The organism is Rhizobium sp. NLR10b (assembly GCF_019685435.1).
Taxonomy (GTDB): domain Bacteria; phylum Pseudomonadota; class Alphaproteobacteria; order Rhizobiales; family Rhizobiaceae; genus Rhizobium.
Genome location: NZ_JABDWV010000004.1, coordinates 100,982 through 120,653, shown reverse-complemented (window position 1 = coordinate 120,653; position 19,672 = coordinate 100,982). Strand labels below are relative to the sequence as shown.

Below are 19,672 nucleotides of genomic sequence, written 5' to 3'. Positions count from 1 at the left end.
TTCGATGATATCGCCCAGACTGGTTCTTGCCGCCGCCGCACTGCCCGCCCTGATGGCGCTCTCGGCCGCACCCGCCTCGGCCGAAACGCTGAAAATCGTTGCCTCCTTCACCGTGCTTGCCGATGTCGTCAAAGAGGTCGGCGGCGATCATGTGAAGGTGACGAGCCTCGTCGGCCCGAACGGCGATCCGCACGAATTCGAACCGTCACCCGCCGATGCTAAGAATTTGAAGGCGGCGCAGGTCACCTTCGTCAGCGGCGAAGGGCTGGAAGGCTGGATGGACCGGCTGATCACCGCCTCCGGCTACAAGGGCAAGCCGGTGACGGTCTCCGAAGGCATCGCCACCCGCACGATGGAAGAGGATGGTTCTGAGATCACCGACCCGCATGTCTGGAACAGTCCCGTCAACGTCAAGGTCTGGGTTGCCAATATCGAAAAGGCGCTGTCGGCGGCCGATCCGGCCGATGCCGCTGCCTTCAAGGCCAATGCCGAGAAATATTCAAAGACGCTCGACGAGCTCAACACATACGCCCATTCGAAATTCGACAAGATCGCCGACGACCGCCGCAAGGTGCTGACCAGCCATGACGCCTTCGGCTATTTCGGCCGCGAATATAATGTCAGCTTCCTCGCGCCGCTCGGCCTTTCCACCGAGAGCGAGGCGTCCGCCGCCGATGTCGCCAAGCTGATCAGGCAGATCAAGAGTGAGCATGTGAAGGCCTATTTCTTCGAGAATTCCAACGATCCGCGCCTCGTCAAGCAGGTCGCCAAGGCAACCGGCGCCGAGCCCGGCGGCGAGCTCTTTGTCGAATCGCTCTCCGACGCCGAGGGCCCGGCGCCGACCTATGAGAAGATGTTCCGCTACAATGTCGACCAGCTCGCCGCCGCCATGGCGAAATCGAGCTAAAGGCTGGCCGCTCTGAAAGCGCGTCGCATGAGGCTTTGATTCAAGCGGCGCGCTTTAGACGCTAAAGATTGAGGTCGAAGACCAGGATGCCGGCAAGGCCGCCGTCCGTCGAGGCGACGATACGTTCGCCGACGGCAACATGGGCGGGATGGACGAGATAGGCATCCCGCGCTTCAGCGCTTTCGAAGGTCACGGCAAAGCCATCGACGAAGCCGGCATGCAGGCCCTCGGGCGAAACATTCGGCCCGTACTTGATATCCAAAATGCCGGGGATGACCTGTTTCAGCGCGACGATCGCCTCGAACAGCGATTGCTTGTCGTCCATCGTCAGCGCCGTCTTCAGCCGCAGGAACACGCAGTGCAGGATCATTATGGTCCTCCCGATTTTCTGTGTCGGCAGCATAGCTGCGAAAGCCGGGACGGCAACGGGATTTATTTTTCGCGCCAGCCGTTGCCGAGAACCGGAGGAGGCCAGGCTACATCTGGTCGGTCGCCGCCATGTCACGATTGTAGATCTTGCGGACGAGCTCGCCGGCGTGAGCACGGGCTTCGTCCTTCTGAGCCGGCGTCATCGGCCGGCAGGTGTTCCTGAGGTTGGACCGGTCGAGCACGGTGGCCGCAGCCGAATTGGTGATGACGAGGTGCCAGCTGCAGGAGGCAACCTTGTCGACGTTCACCGCGCCATGGCATCCGGAAGACAAGCAGAAAGCCACGGTCTGCTGTGCGGCATGATCGCCCTTCTGTGCCAGCGCCAGCGCCGTCTGGAATTCCTGAGTCCATCGTTCACAATGCTTCACCCCAGGCACGCAGGCCTTCATGACGGGAGGGACGTCACCGGCCTGAAGCGGCGAAACGAAAAAGACGCCGATCGACAGGGCGAGCAGAAGTTTGAGCATCGCAAATTCCTTATGTGATAAGGGAGTGGCGCATATTGCCGGCCGCCGGTCAATCGCCATTTCTAGGGAGGTCGTCGCCGGTGATCACGCCCGTTTCGTCAGCGGAAACCGGTCACGAAGCAGCCGCAGCACCGAGTCCGAGGGCATCGGCGGGCCGAACAGATAGCTCTGCCCGTAGCTGCAGCCCATCTTGGCAAGCTCGATCGCGTCCTCGTTGGATTCGATTCCCTCGGCCACCACCTTCATCTCCAGCTCGCGCGCCATTGATATCACCGATCGGAGCACGGTCGCCTTCTTGTCGCTGCTGTCGCGCACCAGCGCCTTGTCGAGCTTGATCGTATCGAAGGGGAAGCGGGTGAGATAGGCAAGCGAGGAATAGCCGGTGCCGAAATCGTCGAGCGCCAGGCCGATGCCGGCTTCCTTCAGCTTCTGCAGCACGAGGCGGGCCTGTTCCGGATTCTCCATCACCATGGATTCCGTCAGTTCCAGTTTCAGCCGCGAAGGCGGGCAATGCGTCTTGGCGAGAACCGAACGCACGTCGTCATAGAGCTCGTTGTTGAGCAGCTGCACGCTCGACAGGTTGATCGACACGAAGATCGGCAATTCGCCGGTCTGGCTCTGCCAGCTCATCAGGTCGTTGGTCGCCTGTTCGAGCGCGAACATGCCGAGCGCCCCGATGATGTCGGAGGACTCGGCAAGCGGGATGAATTCCGACGGCGGGATATTGCCGCGCTTCGGATGTTCCCAGCGCATCAGCGCCTCGAAGCCGGCGACCTCGACGTCCTCGAGCCGGGCGATCGGCTGGTAGACCATCGACAATTCCTTGCGCTCGATGGCCCGGCGCAGATCGGTTTCGAGCTGCAGCCGGTCGGTGCCGAAATCGCGGAAGGCCGGCTGGAACGGTTCGACGCGGTTGCCGCCGGCCCGTTTTGCCCGATACATCGCAAGCTCGGCGTCGCTCAGCAGCCCGCTGGCGCTCTCCTGCCGGTCGACCCAGGAAGCGAGCCCGATCGAGGCCGTCAGGATGATCTCACGACTGGCGAAGTTGATTGGCACCATGATCGCCTTGCTGACTGCATCGGCAAAATCGGCGACCTTGGCCGGATTGTGCTCGGAGACCAGGATGAGGCCGAACTGGTCGCCGGCAAGCCGCGCCAGCGTGTCCTGTGGCTTCATCAGACGCCGCAGGCGCCGCGTCAGGGCAATCAGGATATTGTCGCCGGCGGCCACTCCAAGCGAATCATTGACCAGCTTGTAGCGGTCGATATCGATCACCATGACAGTCGGACGCAGCGTCTCGCCGGCCGGCGCCAACGCCAGCACAGACTGCAGCCGGTCGAGGAAGACCTGCCGGTTCGGCAGGCCGGTCAGATTGTCGTGCAGCGCATCGTGCAGCAGCCGCTCGACGGAGTTCTTCGGCTCGGTCACGTCGACAATCGTGCCGACGCAGCGGATGATTTCGCCGTTGGAGCCGAGCACCGGCCGGGCGCGGATCAGCAGCCAGTGGAAATGCCCGTCCTCGGCGCGAATGCGGAACTCGTGATTGAGCCGGCCGCGCCGGTGTTCGAGCAGCACGTCGAGCGTGGCGCGGAAGCGGTCGCGGTCGTCGGGGTGCAGCCGCGGCAGCCAGTTGCGCGCTGCCCCATGCATGGTGCCGGGGGAGAGGCCGAGCTTGACTGAGACGTCGGGGATGGTGACGACGCGGTCGCGCGCCACATCCCAGTCCCACACTATGTCGCCGGAGCCGGTCAAGGCCAGAGACTGCCGCTCGAGGTCGGAAAACAGCCCCTGCTGGAAGGCACCACCGGCAAAGGCGTGCTGCATGACGGTAAAGCCGATCAGCAGCACGATCAGCACCAGGCCGCCGCCGAGTGCCGGCTGGATGATGTCGTTGTCGAGCCGGCCGGTGACCGTCAGCCATGCGCCGAACAGCCAGACAAGCGTCAGCGCCCAGGCCGGCACCAGCAGAATGGCGCGGTCGTAGCGGTTGAAGCCGAGATAGATGATGAGCAGCAGGCCGGTCGCCGCCGTCAGCGCAAAGGAAAGCCGGGCAATGCCGGCGGCGATCGACGGATCGTAGATCGCCACGCCGAAGAGCAGGGCCAGGCCGAGCACCCAGGCGAGCGTGGCGTAGCCGAGATGCGCGTGCCAGCGGTTGAGGTTCAGATAGGTGAAGAGGAAGATGACGAAACTCGAGGCCAGCGCCACCTCCGCGCAGGCCCGCCATATTCGCTGGTCGGCCGAGGCGACGCTGATCAGCTTGCCGAGAAAACCGAAGTCGACGCAGATATAGCCGAGCACCGCCCAGGCAAGGGCGGCGGTTGCCGGCAGCATCGACGTGCCCTTGACGACGAAGAGGATGGTCAGGAACACGGCGAGCAGGCCAGCAATGCCGAGCACGATGCCGCGATAGAGCGTGAAAGCGTTGATCGTATCCTTGTAGGCGTTCGGTTCCCAGAGATAGATCTGCGGCAGTTCCGGCGTCGACAGCTCAGCGACGAAGGTGATGACGGCGCCGGGGTTCAGCGTGATGCGGAAGACGTCGGCCTCGTCGCTCGGCTGCCGGTCGAGCGCAAAACCTTCGCTCGGCGTGATGGCGCTGATGCGCTGCGAGCCGAGATCCGGCCAGAACAGCTTGGAATTGACCAGACGGAAATGCGGGGCGACGATGACGCGCTCCAGCTGTTCCTCCGAGACGTTGGCGAGCGCAAACACCGCCCAGTCGCCCTGATGGTTTTCCGAGCTCGCCCGGACCTCGATGCGCCGGCGGATGCCGTCGGCGCCGGCGGCCGTCGACACCTGGAAGGCCTCGCCCTGGTTGGCATAGATCTCGGTCGTCGCGGTGAGATCGAGCGCGGTATCGTCACGGGAAATCTTCACCGGTTCGGCCGCCTGGGCAACGCCCGCCGAAAGGGCGAAGACCGCCAGGAAAAGGGCTGCGATCACCGCGATCACTCGTCCGGACGGTGACTTGGGCAGCATGCTGTTTCTGGTCATCGGCTGTCGGTTTTCCTGCCTTTATCCGTATCGGTGGCGAGCCGTGAGAACATCACGTGGTCGTGCCACTGACCGTTGATCTTCAAATATCCGCGCAGATAACCTTCCCGCTGAAACCCGGCCTTTTCAAGCAGACGCATGCTGCGCGCGTTATCTGGAATACAGGCTGCTTCAATACGGTGCAACTCAAGCCCGGAGAAGATGTAAGGAATAACCAACTGAAGGGCCGCATACATATGCCCCTGGCCGGCATGGCGTTCGCCCATCCAGTAGCCGATCATGCAGCTTTGTGCCGCACCGCGCCTGATATAGCCGATGGTGATGCCGCCGACGAGCGTGCGGTTTTCCTTGAGGAAGATGAACAGCGGGATCGACTGTCCCGAGGCATATTCCTGCTTGCCGCGGATGACGCGCGCGCGGTAGGCGCCCTCCGTCAGCTCGTCGCGCCGCCAGGTCGGCTCCCAGGGTTCGAGGAATTTGCGGCTTTCGGCGCGCAGCCGGTGCCACTGGGTGAAATCCTGGTAGCGCGGCAGGCGCAAGAGGTATTTCTCATTCTCCAGCTCCACCGCATCCGGCTGCCGCGACAGGAACCGAAACACCGATTTTGGCATCGATCACTCCCGGCAGACGGACGTCGGCTCAGCTGGCCTGCATCGTCTTCGGCGCCGGGACCGAAAGCGAGGCGATGATGTCTTCCATCGGCGCGAGCTGTTCCAGCGGCCCGATTGCCGAAAGCGTCGGCACCGTATCGTAGAACAGCCGGCCGGCGAGGTCGGTCAGCCGCTCGATGGTGATGCCCTCCAGCCGTTCCATCATCTCCGGATTGGAGATCGGCCGGCCGTAGAGCATCATCTGCCGTGCGATCTGGCCGGCGCGGGCGGCCGGGCTCTCCTGGCCCATCAGCAGCTGGGCGCGGATCTGGGCGCGGGCGCGTTCGATCTCCTTCTGGTGGATCTCGCTGGCCGACTTGTGCAGCTCGTCGATGATCACAGGCACCAGCTCCGGCAGGTTTTCGCCGCCGGTAGCGGCATGAATGCCGAAGATGCCGGTATCGGAAAAGCCCCAGTGGAAGGCGTAGACGGAATAACAGAGGCCGCGGAACTCGCGCACTTCCTGGAACAGCCTGGAGGACATGCCGCCGCCGAGGATATTGGCGAGGATCTGCGAGCAGTAGAAGTCGCGGGCGTGGTAGGGCTTGCCCTCGAAACCAAGCAGGATCTGCGCGTCCATCAGGTCGCGCGGCTCGCGCACGCTGCCGCCGATATAACGCGCCGCTTCCATCACCGGCGGCGCCGAAGGCTGCGTCGGCAGGCTGGCGAAACGCTGCTCGACCATGCGCAGGAATTCCTGGTGGTCGACGGCGCCGGTGGCGACCACGAACATCCGATCGGTCGTGTAGTTGCGGCCGAGATAGGTGCGGATCTGCTGCGGCGTGAAGGAGACGACGGTCTCCGGCGTGCCGAGAATGGCGCGTCCGAGCGTCTGGTCACGATAGGCGGCCTCGGAGAAACGGTCGAACACGACGTCGTCGGGGGTATCGTTGGCGGCGTTGATCTCCTGCAGGATCACCTGCTTCTCACGCTCCAGCTCCTCCTCCTCGAAGGCCGATTCCGTCAGGATGTCGGCGAGGATGTCGACGGCGAGCGGCACGTGGTCCTTCAGCACCCGGGCATAATAGGAGGTCGTCTCGGTCGAGGTGGCGGCGTTGACCTCGCCGCCGACATCCTCGATCTCTTCGGCGATCTGGCGGGCCGTGCGGCGCGCCGTGCCCTTGAAGGCCATGTGTTCGAGCAGGTGGGCGATGCCGTGCTCGTCTTCCGTCTCGTTGCGCGATCCCGATTTGATCCAGACTCCGAGCGCAACGCTTTCCAGGTGCGGCATGGTTTCTGTGACTACTGTCAGCCCGGATTTGAGCCGGGTGCACTCAACTGTCATTGGCTATCTTTCTGCGCCTGCTGTCGTCTCGCTGCGGGCGTGCTGGCCGATAAAGGTTTCAACGGCTTTCAGCTCCGGTTTGATGATCTGGAAGCGCTCCTCCCTTTGCATCAGACCAGCAAGCCACGTCGGAAGCGCCGGGTCAATACCGCTGGCCGATTTTACGGCGACGGGGAATTTCGCCGGATGCGCGGTCGCAAGCGTCACCATCGGCGTATTCGCCTTTTCCTTCTTCTTCGCCACAAAGACGCCGATCGCCGAATGCGGATCGAGCAGATAACCGGTCTCGGCATGGGTCTTGCGGATCGTCTCGGCCACCTGCCGCTCACTGGCGCGGCCGGCGCGGAAATCGCGGCGGATCGCCTTCAGCGCTTGCGCGCCGATCTCGAAGCCGTTGGATTGCTTGAGGCTTTCCATCGCGGCGCGCACCTTCGAGGCATCGCGCCCATAGGCTTCGAACAGCAGCCGCTCGAAGTTCGACGAGATCTGGATATCCATCGACGGCGAACTCGTCGCCTTGACTGCCTTCATGTCGTAGCGGCCGGTCTTCAGCGTGCGGGTGAGAATGTCGTTCTCGTTGGTGGCGATGACGAGCCGGTCGATCGGCAGGCCCATGCGCTTGGCGCAGTAGCCGGCGAAGATGTCGCCGAAATTGCCCGTGGGCACCGTGAACGAGACCTTCCGGTCCGGCCCGCCGAGCGCCACCGCCGTCGTGAAATAATAGACGATCTGGGCCATGATGCGGGCCCAGTTGATCGAGTTGACGCCGGAGAGACGGACCCTGTCGCGGAAGGCCGCGTCGTTGAACATCGCCTTCACCAGGTTCTGGCAGTCGTCGAAATTGCCTTCGACGGCGAGCGCATGCACATTCGAAGACGTCGAAGTGGTCATCTGCCGCTGCTGCACCGGCGAGACCTTGCCGTGCGGGAAGAGGATGAAGATGTCGGTGCGCTCGCGGCCGGCAAAGGCGTCGATCGCCGCGCCGCCGGTATCGCCGGAGGTGGCGCCGACGATCGTCGCCCGCTCGCCGCGCTTTTCCAGCGCATAATCCATCAGCCGGGCGAGCAGCTGCATCGCCACGTCCTTGAAGGCAAGCGTCGTGCCGTGGAACAGCTCCATGACGAAGCTGTTCGGCCCGGTCTGGACGAGCGGCGCGATCGCCGGATGGCGGAAGGTGCCGTAGGCCTCGTCGATCATTGCCCGGAAGGTCGCCTCGGGGATCTCGCCATTGGTGAAGGGCGAGAGAATGGTGAAGGCGATCTCCTGATAGCTCTTGCCCCGGAGCGCCCGGATCTCCTTCTTGGAGAAGTGCGGCCATTCACTGGGAATATAGAGCCCGCCGTCGCGCGCCAGCCCCGTCAAGAGGGCGTCGCAAAAGCCGAGGGAAGGGGCCTCGCCGCGGGTCGAGATATAGTCCACGTTCGTCATCCTTGATCTATCGCTGGAGAAAATCCGGCCGGGCGCGGCCGTGGCCTGCTTCGCCGGAAACCGAGAAGGTGCGGCCCTGCCGACATATGATCGCCGTTATCTTGTTGAAGTTGCCCGCATCCGGCGGCGAAAAGTGCATCAAAACGGCGCGTACCCAATCGATTTTTGTTTGAGCCGCTGATATAGACCATCGCCAACCGTCGTGAAAGGCCTCACGCAAAAGACATGGGGCCTCCAAGAAACGCTTGTGCAAGGGGTGGAATATCGTGCTCGGCAAGGTCTCGCGTCTCATCGTCTCCGCTTCTCTTGTCGCCCTGCTCGCCGGCTGCAATTCGCTCGGCATAGGCGGCGACAGCAAACCGGAGGCAGCGCCCGCCCAGCCGAACGGCAATGCCCAGATCATGCCGCTGGCGCCCGCCAATCCGTCGTCCAACAATCCGTCGATCGGCACGGCCACGACTGCGCAGGGCACCGTCGCCCCGGTCGTCCAGGGCGCCTGCCCGCAGATCTTCATGCGCGATCAGGATGCGATCTTCCGCACTTACGCCAAGGGCAAGAAGGACGATCCGCAGCAGATCGCCGTCCAGGCCTCCTTCGGCGATTACACCCGCCAGTGCATGCTGAACGATACCAACCTGACGATGACCGTCGTCGCCCAACTGCGCCTCATCACGGGCCCGGCGGGCGCTCCCGGCCCGGTGACGCTGCCGATCCGCGTCAGCGTCCTCGACGGCGAGAACGTGCTCTACTCCGAAGTCACCAAGTTCCCGACCGAAATCCCGGCGGGCTCGCCGGGCACGCAGGTCATCTTCCGCAAGGAAGGCATCAAGATGCCGGTCGGCGCCGGCGCCCTGGTGCGCGTCAACGTCGGCTTCGACACCCAGCCGGCGAAGACGAAGAAGAGCAGCTAGGCCTGCCTTTGTCATGCTCGGGATATCCGTTGGATGCCGAGAGGACATAGCCGCAATCTCAGCCATTGCCACGCCCACACCGTCATTTCAGGGCTTGACTCTGGGATCCACGACCGGCACTCGGCCTCAATTGCTTGCCCACGGGGAAATGTCGCCGCTCCTCACGCAGTGCCAGCCGCATGGATCCCAGGTCAAGCCCTGGGATGACGGAGGAGAGGTGGTGCCGTGACCCATAATCCCATCTGCGCGGGAGAGAGGCAGTGCCGGGGTGCATAGGCCCCGTCGGCGTGCAAGAGAGGTGGTGTCTGGGTACATCGCCTCAGCAGCCACATGAAGCGACACCAGATGCGGCGCCGCACGAGCTTCGGCAACAGCGGCACTTCACAAGCTGCGCCGCCGGCGCGTTTGGCGAGAACGCCAACCCCACACTCCGTCATCCCAGGGCTTGACCCTGGGATCCACAGCCAGGCACTCGGCTTCAATTAATTGCCCACAGTAAAGATCCCAGGGTCAAGCCCTGGGATGACGGAGGAGAGGCGGTGCCGGGATGCATAAGCCCCGCCGGCGCGGAGGAGAGGTAGTGCCGCGACCGCATCGGCAGCAGCCGAGCGAAATGGTCCAGGCCTAGAGCACGCCTTCCCACGCCGCCAGCGCGGCAACCACGCCCGGCAGGTCGTTCATGCGTGAGATCACCGTCTCGGCGCCGGCATCGGTGAGTTTGTCGGCATGGGCGGGGTAGCTGTGCGAGGCGCCGGTGAAGCCGATGACGCGCATGCCGGCGGCGCGGGCGGCGTGCACGCCGTGGACGGAATCCTCGACCACGACCGTCTGGTCGGGAGAGACGCCCATGCGGCTTGCTCCGTGCAGGAAGATATCCGGCTTCGGCTTGACGCGGTCGGCGCCGAGATCCTTGGCGGAGAAGACGTTGGGCGCAAACAGCGGCTTCAGGCCGACCTTGCCGAGCATCATGTCGAGCCGCTTCGTGCTCGAATTCGAGCAGATGCAGCGCTTCATCGGTAGCCTGGAGACGGCGAATTCGACGCCCGGGATCGCCTTGACGTCATTCGCCAGCCTGAGGTCGAGCAGCTGCTCGGATTTATCCAGCAGCGAGGCCGAAAGCGGGATGCTGGCCTCGCGCTCGACCTGCAGCAGGATGTTGTGCCAGGTCATGCCGGCGAAACGCTCGCCCATTTCCTCGACGCCGATCGGATATCCGGCCTCCGTCAGCAGTGCGGATTCGACTTCGGCCGCGATGATTTCGGAATCGACGAGGACACCGTCGCAGTCGAAGATGATGAGATCGAAGCCGTCCATTGTTCACGCCTTGCTGGAAATCTGGTCTTGTGCGGGGATGCTGCGGCTTTACACGATCACCGGGCAAAGCTCAACCTGATCTCAAGCATGGCTGCGATGCGGCAAGCGACCGGCTCCGTGGTCGCTGCTCAATGGTGATACTGGAGGGGCAGGGCTCGTCGAAGTTCAAGCGGCGAGCCCCGGGCAATTATTGTTCCGGCAGAATGATCTTCTGAGTGGTGGTGCTTTTCACCGGCTTTTCGCCCGGAACATGCGACATCGTACGAGTCGTGCTGTCGAGCGAGCTGCCGTCCGTGCTGGTCTTGGTGCGGGACTTGCTGAACGTGCCCTTGTCGACGGCCTGGGCCTTGGTCTGCGCCTTCAGCTTGTCGCCATTATCGTTGACATGAGTCTTGCTTTGCGCCTTTCCGTCGACCGTGGCCGCACTTCCGCCAGATCCGATCGACGATGTCGTGCCGCCATCGGTCTGGCAGGCGCCCGCCGTTCCGACCGAGCTGGCGGATGTGCCTCCGGCCGAAGCGCTTCCCGCCGTGCCGACGGTTCCGGCCGCATTACAGTCCTCCGCAAGGGCGGCCGGGCTCGATGCGAGGAGCGAGATCGAGGCGGCGGCGATAAAGTTGATGGGTTTCATTGCCATCTCCTATTTGTTCGGCTTGGTGATGGAGCAGGTTCCATCGGACCGTTTCGTGATGACGGTGCCGTCCGGCCGGGTCACGCTTGCCGTCGAAAAGCTGTCGACGCTTCCCGATCCCGCCGAGGAGCCCGCCGAGGCGGATGACGAAGTGGAGCCGGTCGAACCGCTGCCCGTCGTGGTCGACGAGGACACGTGCCCGTTGCCGGCCGTGACGGTGGTTGACGTGTCTCCCGCCTGGGATTGGACGATCGTGCACGTCGTCCCGTCGTCGAGCTTGATCTCTTCCGACATTGTCGGGCCGGCGATCACAATGAGCGAAGCGGCCAGTGCGATTGTGGAAAACCGGGTCATTGGTTTCTCTCCAAGAGTTTGGCCGGCGCCCGGAAGGCGCCGGCCGGGATCATCATTTGCAATCCTCGGTGCCGGCGGCACCCTTCTTGACCTGGCCAGGCGCGCAGCCTTTCTTGCCCTTGTTGTCGTGCGAGCTGCCTGCCGCGCTGCTGCCGGTGCCGACGGTGCTGCCGGTCTTGTCTCCATCCGCCGACGAAGCGCCGGTTCCGACACTCGAGGCCGAATTTGCATCGCCCGAACCTGCGGCGGAACCGCCGGTGCCCACGCTGCTGCTGGACGTGCCGCCGCCGGCCGACGAGCCACCGGTGCCAAGCGTAGAGGCGGAACCGGATCCAGAGCCCGAGCCCGCGGCCGAGCCGCCGGTACCGACCGTGCTGCTCGAGGTCCCGCCGCCAGCCGACGAGCCGCCGGTGCCGAGCGTCGAGGACGAACCGGAATTGCAGTTGGTCGCACCAGCCGGGCAGGTGCCCCCGGCAGAGCTGCCACCAGTACCGACGGTGCTGCTCGCAGTTCCGCCGCCCGCCGTCGAACCGCCGGTGCCGACTGTGCTCGAAGACTGCGCAAAGCCGGACGCCGCCGTGCCGGCCAGAAGGGCCGCTGCCAATGCCAGATGTGTTACCTTCATCATAGGATATTCCTCCGATTGTTTGTCAGTTGCCGTCGCATCCGGAGTGGATGGACGACTGTTTGACAAACGACGGTTTTACCCGGCTGTTCCTGATCTAGGCACTCAGTCGGACAAGGCCTCGGACCTTAGGCCGATTTAATCGTTCGGCGCGGCGGCTTCGACTTTTTTGCCGCCGATCAGCGCCGTCAGGCGGCTGTAATGGACCATCTGTCCGGCCACCCAGGTCTCGAACTGAAGGAGCGTCCCATCGGGCATCGAGGCGAGTTCGCCCCCCGCGGAGACGCAATACCAGCCCTTCTCAGCGGCTTCGTCGAGGATGTTGCTGATATGCTGACGGGACACGCCGAAGCGCTCCGCAAGCGCTCGATAAGTCAGGCTTGCAGGGACCTCCGCGTCGGCCGGGCGCTCGCGCAGCGCCTCGGCGATGACGGCGCAGAAAACGAGGTGGCCGGCATCTCTTTCGCTGTGGCGCACGATGGCCGGAAATGGGCCGAATAGGTCGTCCTTCAACGCATAACGTTCCGCGGAGAGCGCCAGCCAGCGCGCCAGCACGTCCTCGTCCTGGGCGAGTTCGTCCGGGCGGATGGGCAGAGGCGGCGCCAGGAGCTCGAAGGATCTCAAAATGGCCAATGGCGAGTGTGCGATTTCCCGCATCAATGCCAGACCCGGCTTCAGGATTTGCGTACGGCGATCCGTCTCCAGTGACATCGCGGTGACAAGGCCCCGGTCACGCAGCCCGCCGATGAAATCGGCGATCTGGCGCGGGCTGCCGGGTGCAGCGCGCTGAAGAAGGGCAAGCGATGGCGCTGGGCCACGCGCTTGAAGCCACTGAATGTAAAGACAAATCAGCACGAAGGAAACGAGATAGCGCTGCTTCTGGGCAAAAAGCTTGTTGGCAGGCAACACCTTCGGCACGCGTGCAACCATTGCCTCGCAATAGGATAGCACCGCGCCGCGATAGGAGGGATGTCGCATCAAGCCGGCCGCCTCGACCCACAGAGTGTCCGCGGCGAAGTCATTCACTCCTGCGTAAAGCCTTGTCTCACTCATTTTTCTTTTCGTCTGCTTACCTGATCAATGCAAAGTTTAGACTCTGCCCTGGGCGGGGAGGCGGTTTATACAGCTTCCGCGTTTAATTTTCTTCAATAAAGTTGATTCTGATGAAAGCACAGGGCCGTATTTCAGTTCACTTCGCCGTGGCCGGTTCAGCCTTTATTCCACTCTTCCTTTCAGCCGTTACCGCGCAAAGCGATCCCTTGCTCGATTCCTATGTCGAGATCAGCAACGGCGGCGAGTTGGGAACGGATCAGGTCGACATGTCGACGGGTGGATGGATCAGATCCGTGGGGGCCGGAACCGTCAACCTGGTGCCGGAAATGGATATTATGAACGGCGCCGTTGTGCGTTTCTCCGCCATTGCCGGTAGTGATCTGAATCTCAGGCTTTATCGGGCCGGGACGGCCGCGGAACTTCATTTCGGCGGCGCCGGCGACACCGGCACCGTCACGCTTGCGGATAACTTCTTCTCGGGCGGAGGCCAGGACGTTTATGTCGATTCTGGCACGCTACTGATCCCGGGGGACGGTCAAGGGGCACTGCTCCGCGCCACCACGACAACCGTTGCATCCGGCGCAACCATCGACTTCGGGACGCACAACGATTGGATAGCCTCTCTTGCCGGCAGCGGCACCATCCGCCTCAACAATGCTAATCTTGAGATCCGAGACTTCACATTCGATGGAACGATCGACGGCGCAAACAGTGTGACCTTCAGCCGGGGCGGAAACTGGCAGGGCAGGTTCGTCGGCGTCGGCGAAGTCGCGCTCTCCGCCAACCGGACGCTAAACATTCTCGATGCCGCCACCGCTGCAAATCTTTCGACGCTCGATTCGCTTCGATTGTCGTCAGGCTCGACCCTGGATCTAAGAACGTACGACGCCTCGCTCAACAACCTCTACGGCTCCGGCATGATAGGCACGACGGAAACGCTGGCGATCGGATCCGGAAATTATTCCGGCGAGATCATCGCCACCCGCGGGCTGACGATTTCCGGGGATTTTCTCTGGTCGGGAATCGCGCAAGGGGGCCTCTCGATCGATGTCCTGTCCGGCGCGACACTGACTGCTGATGGCGGCAAGGTGTTCGGGGGCCTTGCGGACATCAATCTCGACGGGACGTTGACTATCAAGACAAGTGAAGCTGTCGATGCACTAACCGGTAGTGGGAGTGTCGACGTCGCCGGCAACGCCGTTCTTTCCGTTGGAGCTGACAATAGCTCGACCACTTTCGACGGAGTTATATCAGGTGACGGCGGCCTGACCAAAGCCGGCACCGGCACCTTCACGCTCAGCAGCCAGCAGTCCTATACCGGTGCAACGACCATCTCAGCCGGCAAATTGCAGTTGATGTCGGCAAACGCGCTTTCCACCTCGTCCGGACTCTTCATGAATAACGGCACCCAATTGGATATGGGCGGCTTCAACCAGGCTATTGCGAGCCTTTCCGGCGGCGGCGACATTCTGCTCGGCAGTGCCAGCCTGTCCCTTGGCGCTTCCGGCGCGAGCGGGACGTTCAGCGGCGTCATATCCGGCAGCGGCTCCGTTACCAAATCGGGCGCCGGCACTTTTGGGCTATTTGGACCCAACAATTTCTCCGGCGCGATGAATGTGCTGGGAGGAACCCTCTTCGTGTCCTCATCCGCATCTCTCGGTGATGGCAGCGCCACCAATACCGTGACCCTCGACGGCGCGACGTTGCAGACATTCGGCACTGTTGCGTCTCCAGCCGCCCGGGGTGTGGTCATCGGAGGCGCCGGTGGCACCGTGAACACGAACGGCTATGCTGTGACCTTCGCCGGCAACGTGTCGGGTACCGGACGGCTGACCAAGACTGGCGCGGGGACACTGACCCTTTCCGGCAACAACACGCGTTCCGGCGATACGGTGATCGACCAGGGGCGGTTATTCATCCAGAACGGCAATGCATTGGCCGACGGAGCGGGCGTGACCATTACTGATCTGGCCGGAACCGGGCTCGACGTCGCCACCTCCGAAACCATCGGCTCGCTCGCCGGCGGCGGTTCGTCGGGCGGAGATGTGAACCTTTTTAACACGGCGACACTCACGGTCGGCGGCGACGACAGTTCAACCACTTTCGCCGGGTCGATCACCGGCGATGGCAGTCTCGTCAAGACTGGCGATGGCCTCTTTCACCTGACTGGAAACAGCAGCTATAGCGGCGATACGGATGTGCTTGACGGCACGCTGTCGGTCAATGGCAGCCTGACTGGTGCGGTCAACATCGGTTCCGGCGCAAGACTTCAGGGAACGGGAAGCGTCGGCACCGCCTCGCTTGCCGCAAACAGCGTCCTTGCTCCTGGCAATTCGATTGGAACCCTCGCGGTCTCCGGAGATCTGAACCTCGATCCACTCACTCTTTTCGAGGTCGAGATCGGCAGCGCCGGGCTGAGCGACAAGGTCGATGTCACCGGCACCGCCTTCCTGAACGGCGCCAAAGTCCAGGCAATCCTATGGGACCCGGCCGTGAGTTACATCAACGGCCAGTCCTACACGATCGTCTCCGCCGGCGCCGTGTCGGGCACCTTTGGCGATCTGGAGATCGATTCCGCCTTCCTGAAGTCTTTCCTCAGCTATTCCGCCACCGACGTAACCTTGACCCTGCGTACCGTGCTGAGCCCCGGCTCTCTGTTCCCGAGCGCCGCCCTCACCTTTAATCAGCAACAGTCGGCTTACGGGCTCGACTTTCTCGACCAGACGAGCGGTTCCAGCAGCCTGGCGCTCTACAATGCGATTCTTTATAGCGACAGGGCAGAAGCGAGGGATGCGTTCGATCAGCTCTCCGGCGAGATTCACGCCTCGTTGCAAAATGGCCTTTTCAGCGAAGCCGATGACGTGCGCAATGCGGTCTATGACCGGCTGAACGAGGCGTTCGAGACCGGCGGCAAGGCATGGACGAGCGCCTATGGCAATCTTTCCTGGTTGAAGGGCGACGGAAACGCCTCCAGCGCGACGACGGCGCGCGGCGGTGCGCTGTACGGTGTCGACTGGGTGATCGACGATCGTTCGGCCGGGGTGTTCGCAGGCGTCGGACAATCGTCTTTCCAGATCCCGGACCTTGGCTCCACGGCCAATATCGACAGCGTGCATCTTGGCCTCTATGCCGCCCAGCGATTCGGCGGACTGCAGGTCAAGTTCGGGGCGTCGAATAGCTGGCACGACATCGAAACGCGCCGCGACATCGCCTTTGACGGTTTTTCCGACAGTCAAACGGCAAGCTATCATGGCAGTACCGCCCAGTTTTTCTCGGAGGCGTCATTCGACTTCGGCCTTTCCCCTGACCTGATCGTGACGCCGTTCGGCAGACTGGACTATGCCATCGGCCAGCGCGACAGCTTCCACGAGGACGGCGGCGCAGCCTCCCTTTCGGGCGAGAGCGCACGCGAAGATCTGTTTGCGACGACTGTGGGGCTACGGACGAAACGACAGGCTTCGATCGCCGGAAAGAGTGTCACCACTGGTTTTGATGTCGCCTGGAGACGGATTGCCGATCAGGATACGCCGCTCGCCGCTCTGGCATTCGAAAATGGCGGCAGTTTCGTCGTGAGAGGGCTGCGCAATGCCGAAAACAGCGTCGTTGCGGGCGGATCCGTGACGTTGCAGCTGACGGAGGCAGCGGCCGCTTCCCTGTCGTACCGAGGAGAATTCGGCGGTGGCCTCAACCGCCACAGCGCCAATGCCCGGTTGGACGTGAGATTCTAGAGCATGAGTGTGAGCGATTTTCGGAGGAAATCATGCTCTAACTGTTTGAGGATTAAAATTTAAGGCCCACCCGGCCTTAGATCATCCTGTTCTAGCGAGGCGCTTTCGCATCCGGAGCGGATGGATAGCTGCTTGGCGAACGTCGGTTAAACCTCACTGTTTCTCTCCTAAGCCTCGCTCGGATAATCCCCCGACTTTTTCTATCCGATCGCGATCGGCCAGCGGCGAAGAAATTTGCAACGCACTTCTGTGGCGGCGCGACACGAGCCGCCGCCAAGGGCGGAAAGCACCACAATCACAGAAGCTGTGCACAGCTGCAGGCGATGATGGATCATGGTTTGACCGGCGGAAAACATGCCGACGATGGCGTCGAAAGGAAGGCAAAGATCGAAAAGAAGATGAGGAAGAAAGGCTGCCAGGGGTGATGAAGCCGCAAACGGCTTCGCGTGCCAGCAAAGGACGCCGGATGGGAGCCCGCGCTCGGCCGAATGCGAACATGCCTCGACTGGAGCGGGGGCGCAGGGGTGGCAATCAAGCGAGGCGAGTGACGGATATGCCCGACGGTCGGTTCGGCGCATTCATCACCTGCGCCTTTACGCTGGCAGGGTTTTGCAGATCTGCACCCGTCTGTCCAGCCGGAAAAAGCAATAGAAATTGCCGGTCGCCTTCCGGTGTAAAGAGGATCGAGCGGCTTTCGGCGGTGCGCCTCGCCCAGCCCCTGTCAAGGAAGCTCGACAGCAGCGCCTTGCCGAGGCTGCCCGCCAGATGCGCTCGCCTTTCGCTCCAGTCGAGGCAGGAGCGGCAGAGCGGGCGGCGCGAGGATTTGAGATTGCCGACGTCGATGCCGATGCGGGCGAGATCGCTCTCGCCCTTTTCCGTCAGCGCCAGACCCTCTCCGACCGCCTCGATCGCGCCTGATGCAATCAGGCTGTCGAGCATGCGCACGCCATAATCGCCGGCCAGATGATCGTAGCAGATGCGCGCCTTGCGCAGCGCCGGCTCCTTCGGCCCTGGCTGGTGGCGCAGATGCCCGCGCCCGGCGGCAAAACCCATCATGCTTTCGATCAGCCGGGCGGCGGCCTCGTCGGCCAGCGTGAAATAGCGGTGGCGCCCCTGCTTGCGCTGGGCCAGCAGCCCGCCGGCTTCGAGCTTGGCGAGATGGGTGCTTGCCGTCTGCAGCGTGATGCCGCCGACGCCGGCAAGCTCGGTCGCCGTCAGCGCCCGCCCACCGGTCAGCGCCGCCAGCATGTTGGCCCGCGCAGGATCGCCGATCAGCGCGCCGATCTGGGCAATGTCTGGTCCTTCCTTCATAGTTCGATCGTAACCGAAGCATCTTCGTCCGGCAATGTGCGAAAACGGGGAAGCACAAAGGAGAACCCGATGATCACCTGCTTCATCCGCTATGAGATCGACCCCTTCAAGAAGGACGTCTTCACTGAGTATGCCCGCAACTGGGGCCAGGCGATCCCGAGGAATGGCGCCGACCTGATCGGCTATTTCGCCCCGCATGAAGGGTCGGCGACGACGGCTTACGGCGTCTACAATATCGAAAGCCTCGCCGCCTACGAAGCCTACCGCGCCCGGCTGGCCGCCGACCCGCTCGGCCGCGAGAATTACGAGTTCGCCCGTCGCGAACGCTTTATCCTGAAGGAGGATCGCGTCTTCCTGAAAAACGTCTCTGCTCCCCACGCAAAGCTGGTGCTGCCATGATCGCCGTCATCTTCGAAGTCGTGCCCTATATGGGCGAGCGCCACAAATATCTCGATCTCGCCGGCGAACTGCGATCAGAGCTCGAGACCATCGACGGCTTCATCTCGATCGAACGGTTCGAAAGCCTGACCAACCGCGGCAAGCTCTTATCGCTCTCCTTCTTCCGCGACGAGGCGGCAGTCAAGGAATGGCGCAACCGCGAGACCCATCGCGCCGCCCAGCAGGCCGGCCGCGGCGGCATCTTCGCCAATTATCGGCTGCGCATTGCCAGTGTCGTGCGCGATTATGGCATGTTCGAACGCGACGAGGCGCCGGCCGATAGCCGCACTGTCCATGATGCGGCGTGATGACAGGCGGAGGGGCGTGTGTGGAGAGGAACCTCAACATATTTTTTGCGGCAGCGCGTGTTCCCGGCGCCACGCCCTGAGCCGCGAGAGCGGGAAGGGAGAAAAGTACGCAATGATGACGATTGACAAGAATCGCAACATAAAGGCAGTTCAGCAGCAAGTTGTATTTATTCCGCGCCTGTGGGGCCGGTTCCTGTGGGTATTAAAAGAAAAGTTTTATTAAGCCAGTACAAATGGATCGTCTTTACAACCGCAGTCTTAATTGCGCCGACCATCGTCAACGCCAAAGGTACCAAGTTGACGCCACTTGAGACAAAGGTGTCGGGGTTGCTTGATCGCGGCGATTGTGCCCAGGCATGGAAAGAACTGTGGCACTATGCCAGACAGGGAGACCAGAAGACACTCAGCGATATCGCTTTCGTCGTCATTCCCTATAGAGCGCTTGTTCCGCCTACTTATTTTCCACTGCCGGAAAACGCCCTCCAGAGCCATCTGATCAATCATGTGATCGCCCTCAAGCTCTACAACTGGAGAGACCCGGAAGTGAGCGCGCGATTTGACAAATATGGGCTAAGCCTTGATTCAAATCCGCAAGAGATGTTCGCAAATGTCGAGACTCAGGTTGATTATCAACGCGTTGATAGCTGTTTGAAAACACGTAGAGATAAGGAAACCTGCGTAAGACTCGCCATCAAGCTCAAGATCATTCCCGATTTCGACTCGTATGTTGCCATGATGGATCACGCGCCCCGCGACGCATTTTGCCTACCTTTGCCGGGTCCGAAGAAAGCTCACATTTCTCCCAATCCGTGATGGTTTAGCGATTTAGGGCAATG

The 19,672-nt window shown here is 62.3% G+C and carries 19 protein-coding genes; 7 read left to right on the top strand and 12 right to left on the bottom strand.

Going from position 1 to position 19,672, the window contains the following annotated elements; all coding sequences use genetic code 11:
* Nucleotides 1-4: 4 nt before the first annotated feature.
* Complete coding sequence (locus HJB91_RS07665; RefSeq protein ID WP_210628912.1) at nt 5-907, top strand: metal ABC transporter solute-binding protein, Zn/Mn family; 903 nt, start codon at nt 5-7, stop codon at nt 905-907.
* A gap of 61 nt (nt 908-968) precedes the next feature.
* Here HJB91_RS07665 and HJB91_RS07660 read toward each other — a convergent pair whose 3' ends face one another.
* The 6 genes from HJB91_RS07660 to thrC form a co-directional block, all read right to left on the bottom strand.
* A complete protein-coding gene (locus HJB91_RS07660) occupies nt 969-1,277 on the bottom strand; it encodes a Dabb family protein (RefSeq protein WP_210628911.1) in 309 nt (102 codons plus the stop codon).
* A 106-nt stretch (nt 1,278-1,383) separates the two neighbouring features.
* Nucleotides 1,384-1,803 (bottom strand): hypothetical protein, encoded by a 420-nt coding sequence (locus HJB91_RS07655; RefSeq protein WP_210628910.1) that lies wholly within the window; start codon nt 1,801-1,803, stop codon nt 1,384-1,386.
* 84 nt (nt 1,804-1,887) lie between these two features.
* Nucleotides 1,888-4,800, bottom strand: coding sequence for a sensor domain-containing phosphodiesterase (locus HJB91_RS07650; protein ID WP_221154251.1), 2,913 nt, complete (start codon nt 4,798-4,800; stop codon nt 1,888-1,890).
* Nucleotides 4,797-5,411 (bottom strand): GNAT family N-acetyltransferase, encoded by a 615-nt coding sequence (locus tag HJB91_RS07645; RefSeq protein ID WP_210628908.1) that lies wholly within the window; start codon nt 5,409-5,411, stop codon nt 4,797-4,799. Before HJB91_RS07645 ends, HJB91_RS07650 begins: the two co-directional genes overlap by 4 nt.
* A 28-nt stretch (nt 5,412-5,439) precedes the next feature.
* Nucleotides 5,440-6,735: a pitrilysin family protein gene (locus HJB91_RS07640; RefSeq protein ID WP_210628907.1), complete on the bottom strand. Its 1,296-nt coding sequence runs from the start codon at nt 6,733-6,735 to the stop codon at nt 5,440-5,442.
* A gap of 3 nt (nt 6,736-6,738) precedes the next feature.
* Nucleotides 6,739-8,163 carry a threonine synthase gene (gene thrC / locus HJB91_RS07635; protein WP_221146656.1) on the bottom strand — a complete coding sequence of 475 codons (1,425 nt, stop codon included), beginning with the start codon at nt 8,161-8,163 and terminating at the stop codon, nt 6,739-6,741.
* 263 nt (nt 8,164-8,426) lie between these two features.
* Here thrC and HJB91_RS07630 point away from each other — a divergent pair, with 263 nt between their 5' ends.
* Nucleotides 8,427-9,074, top strand: coding sequence for a hypothetical protein (locus HJB91_RS07630; RefSeq protein WP_210631687.1), 648 nt, complete (start codon nt 8,427-8,429; stop codon nt 9,072-9,074).
* 624 nt (nt 9,075-9,698) lie between these two features.
* Here the strand turns inward: HJB91_RS07630 and HJB91_RS07625 are convergent.
* The 5 genes from HJB91_RS07625 to HJB91_RS07605 all read right to left on the bottom strand — a co-directional run bounded on the left by HJB91_RS07625 (nt 9,699) and on the right by HJB91_RS07605 (nt 13,051).
* Complete coding sequence (locus tag HJB91_RS07625) at nt 9,699-10,388, bottom strand: HAD family hydrolase (protein ID WP_210628905.1); 690 nt, start codon at nt 10,386-10,388, stop codon at nt 9,699-9,701.
* A gap of 187 nt (nt 10,389-10,575) precedes the next feature.
* Nucleotides 10,576-11,019, bottom strand: coding sequence for a hypothetical protein (locus HJB91_RS07620; protein ID WP_221154249.1), 444 nt, complete (start codon nt 11,017-11,019; stop codon nt 10,576-10,578).
* 9 nt (nt 11,020-11,028) lie between these two features.
* Complete coding sequence (locus HJB91_RS07615) at nt 11,029-11,373, bottom strand: hypothetical protein (protein ID WP_210628903.1); 345 nt, start codon at nt 11,371-11,373, stop codon at nt 11,029-11,031.
* 52 nt (nt 11,374-11,425) lie between these two features.
* Nucleotides 11,426-12,001 (bottom strand): hypothetical protein, encoded by a 576-nt coding sequence (locus HJB91_RS07610; protein WP_210628902.1) that lies wholly within the window; start codon nt 11,999-12,001, stop codon nt 11,426-11,428.
* Between the two features lie 135 nt (nt 12,002-12,136).
* A complete protein-coding gene (locus HJB91_RS07605; RefSeq protein WP_221154247.1) occupies nt 12,137-13,051 on the bottom strand; it encodes a MarR family transcriptional regulator in 915 nt (304 codons plus the stop codon).
* 110 nt (nt 13,052-13,161) lie between these two features.
* Between HJB91_RS07605 and HJB91_RS07600 the strand changes: the two genes are divergently transcribed.
* The gene (locus HJB91_RS07600; RefSeq protein ID WP_221154245.1) at nt 13,162-16,779 is read left to right on the top strand and encodes an autotransporter domain-containing protein; all 3,618 of its coding nucleotides are present in this window, start codon (nt 13,162-13,164) and stop codon (nt 16,777-16,779) included.
* A 185-nt stretch (nt 16,780-16,964) separates the two neighbouring features.
* On the top strand, nt 16,965-17,204 hold the full coding sequence (locus HJB91_RS31230; RefSeq protein ID WP_405048780.1) for a hypothetical protein: 240 nt from the start codon (nt 16,965-16,967) through the stop codon (nt 17,202-17,204).
* 106 nt (nt 17,205-17,310) lie between these two features.
* Here HJB91_RS31230 and HJB91_RS07595 read toward each other — a convergent pair whose 3' ends face one another.
* Complete coding sequence (locus HJB91_RS07595) at nt 17,311-18,090, bottom strand: helix-turn-helix transcriptional regulator (RefSeq protein ID WP_259669852.1); 780 nt, start codon at nt 18,088-18,090, stop codon at nt 17,311-17,313.
* Nucleotides 18,091-18,159: 69 nt separating this feature from the next.
* Between HJB91_RS07595 and HJB91_RS07590 the strand changes: the two genes are divergently transcribed.
* The 3 genes from HJB91_RS07590 (at nt 18,160) to HJB91_RS07580 (ending at nt 19,649) form a co-directional block, all read left to right on the top strand.
* The gene (locus HJB91_RS07590) at nt 18,160-18,489 is read left to right on the top strand and encodes an NIPSNAP family protein (RefSeq protein WP_210628897.1); all 330 of its coding nucleotides are present in this window, start codon (nt 18,160-18,162) and stop codon (nt 18,487-18,489) included.
* Entirely contained in the window at nt 18,486-18,836 is a 351-nt protein-coding gene (locus HJB91_RS07585; RefSeq protein WP_221154236.1) for an antibiotic biosynthesis monooxygenase, read from the top strand. Before HJB91_RS07590 ends, HJB91_RS07585 begins: the two co-directional genes overlap by 4 nt.
* A 195-nt stretch (nt 18,837-19,031) precedes the next feature.
* Entirely contained in the window at nt 19,032-19,649 is a 618-nt protein-coding gene (locus HJB91_RS07580) for a hypothetical protein (protein WP_221154235.1), read from the top strand.
* Nucleotides 19,650-19,672 lie beyond the last annotated feature (23 nt).

What these genes read in the sequence shown, in the direction of transcription:
- HJB91_RS07665 (WP_210628912.1), top strand. Translation starts at nt 5, where the DNA reads ATGATATCGCCCAGACTGGTTCTTGCCGCCGCCGCACTGCCCGCCCTG.
- HJB91_RS07660 (WP_210628911.1), bottom strand. Translation starts at nt 1,277, where the DNA reads ATGATCCTGCACTGCGTGTTCCTGCGGCTGAAGACGGCGCTGACGATG.
- HJB91_RS07655 (WP_210628910.1), bottom strand. Translation starts at nt 1,803, where the DNA reads ATGCTCAAACTTCTGCTCGCCCTGTCGATCGGCGTCTTTTTCGTTTCG.
- HJB91_RS07650 (WP_221154251.1), bottom strand. Translation starts at nt 4,800, where the DNA reads ATGACCAGAAACAGCATGCTGCCCAAGTCACCGTCCGGACGAGTGATC.
- HJB91_RS07645 (WP_210628908.1), bottom strand. Translation starts at nt 5,411, where the DNA reads ATGCCAAAATCGGTGTTTCGGTTCCTGTCGCGGCAGCCGGATGCGGTG.
- HJB91_RS07640 (WP_210628907.1), bottom strand. Translation starts at nt 6,735, where the DNA reads ATGACAGTTGAGTGCACCCGGCTCAAATCCGGGCTGACAGTAGTCACA.
- thrC (WP_221146656.1), bottom strand. Translation starts at nt 8,163, where the DNA reads ATGACGAACGTGGACTATATCTCGACCCGCGGCGAGGCCCCTTCCCTC.
- HJB91_RS07625 (WP_210628905.1), bottom strand. Translation starts at nt 10,388, where the DNA reads ATGGACGGCTTCGATCTCATCATCTTCGACTGCGACGGTGTCCTCGTC.
- HJB91_RS07620 (WP_221154249.1), bottom strand. Translation starts at nt 11,019, where the DNA reads ATGAAACCCATCAACTTTATCGCCGCCGCCTCGATCTCGCTCCTCGCA.
- HJB91_RS07615 (WP_210628903.1), bottom strand. Translation starts at nt 11,373, where the DNA reads ATGACCCGGTTTTCCACAATCGCACTGGCCGCTTCGCTCATTGTGATC.
- HJB91_RS07610 (WP_210628902.1), bottom strand. Translation starts at nt 12,001, where the DNA reads ATGATGAAGGTAACACATCTGGCATTGGCAGCGGCCCTTCTGGCCGGC.
- HJB91_RS07605 (WP_221154247.1), bottom strand. Translation starts at nt 13,051, where the DNA reads ATGAGTGAGACAAGGCTTTACGCAGGAGTGAATGACTTCGCCGCGGAC.
- HJB91_RS07600 (WP_221154245.1), top strand. Translation starts at nt 13,162, where the DNA reads ATGAAAGCACAGGGCCGTATTTCAGTTCACTTCGCCGTGGCCGGTTCA.
- HJB91_RS07595 (WP_259669852.1), bottom strand. Translation starts at nt 18,090, where the DNA reads ATGAAGGAAGGACCAGACATTGCCCAGATCGGCGCGCTGATCGGCGAT.
- HJB91_RS07590 (WP_210628897.1), top strand. Translation starts at nt 18,160, where the DNA reads ATGATCACCTGCTTCATCCGCTATGAGATCGACCCCTTCAAGAAGGAC.
- HJB91_RS07585 (WP_221154236.1), top strand. Translation starts at nt 18,486, where the DNA reads ATGATCGCCGTCATCTTCGAAGTCGTGCCCTATATGGGCGAGCGCCAC.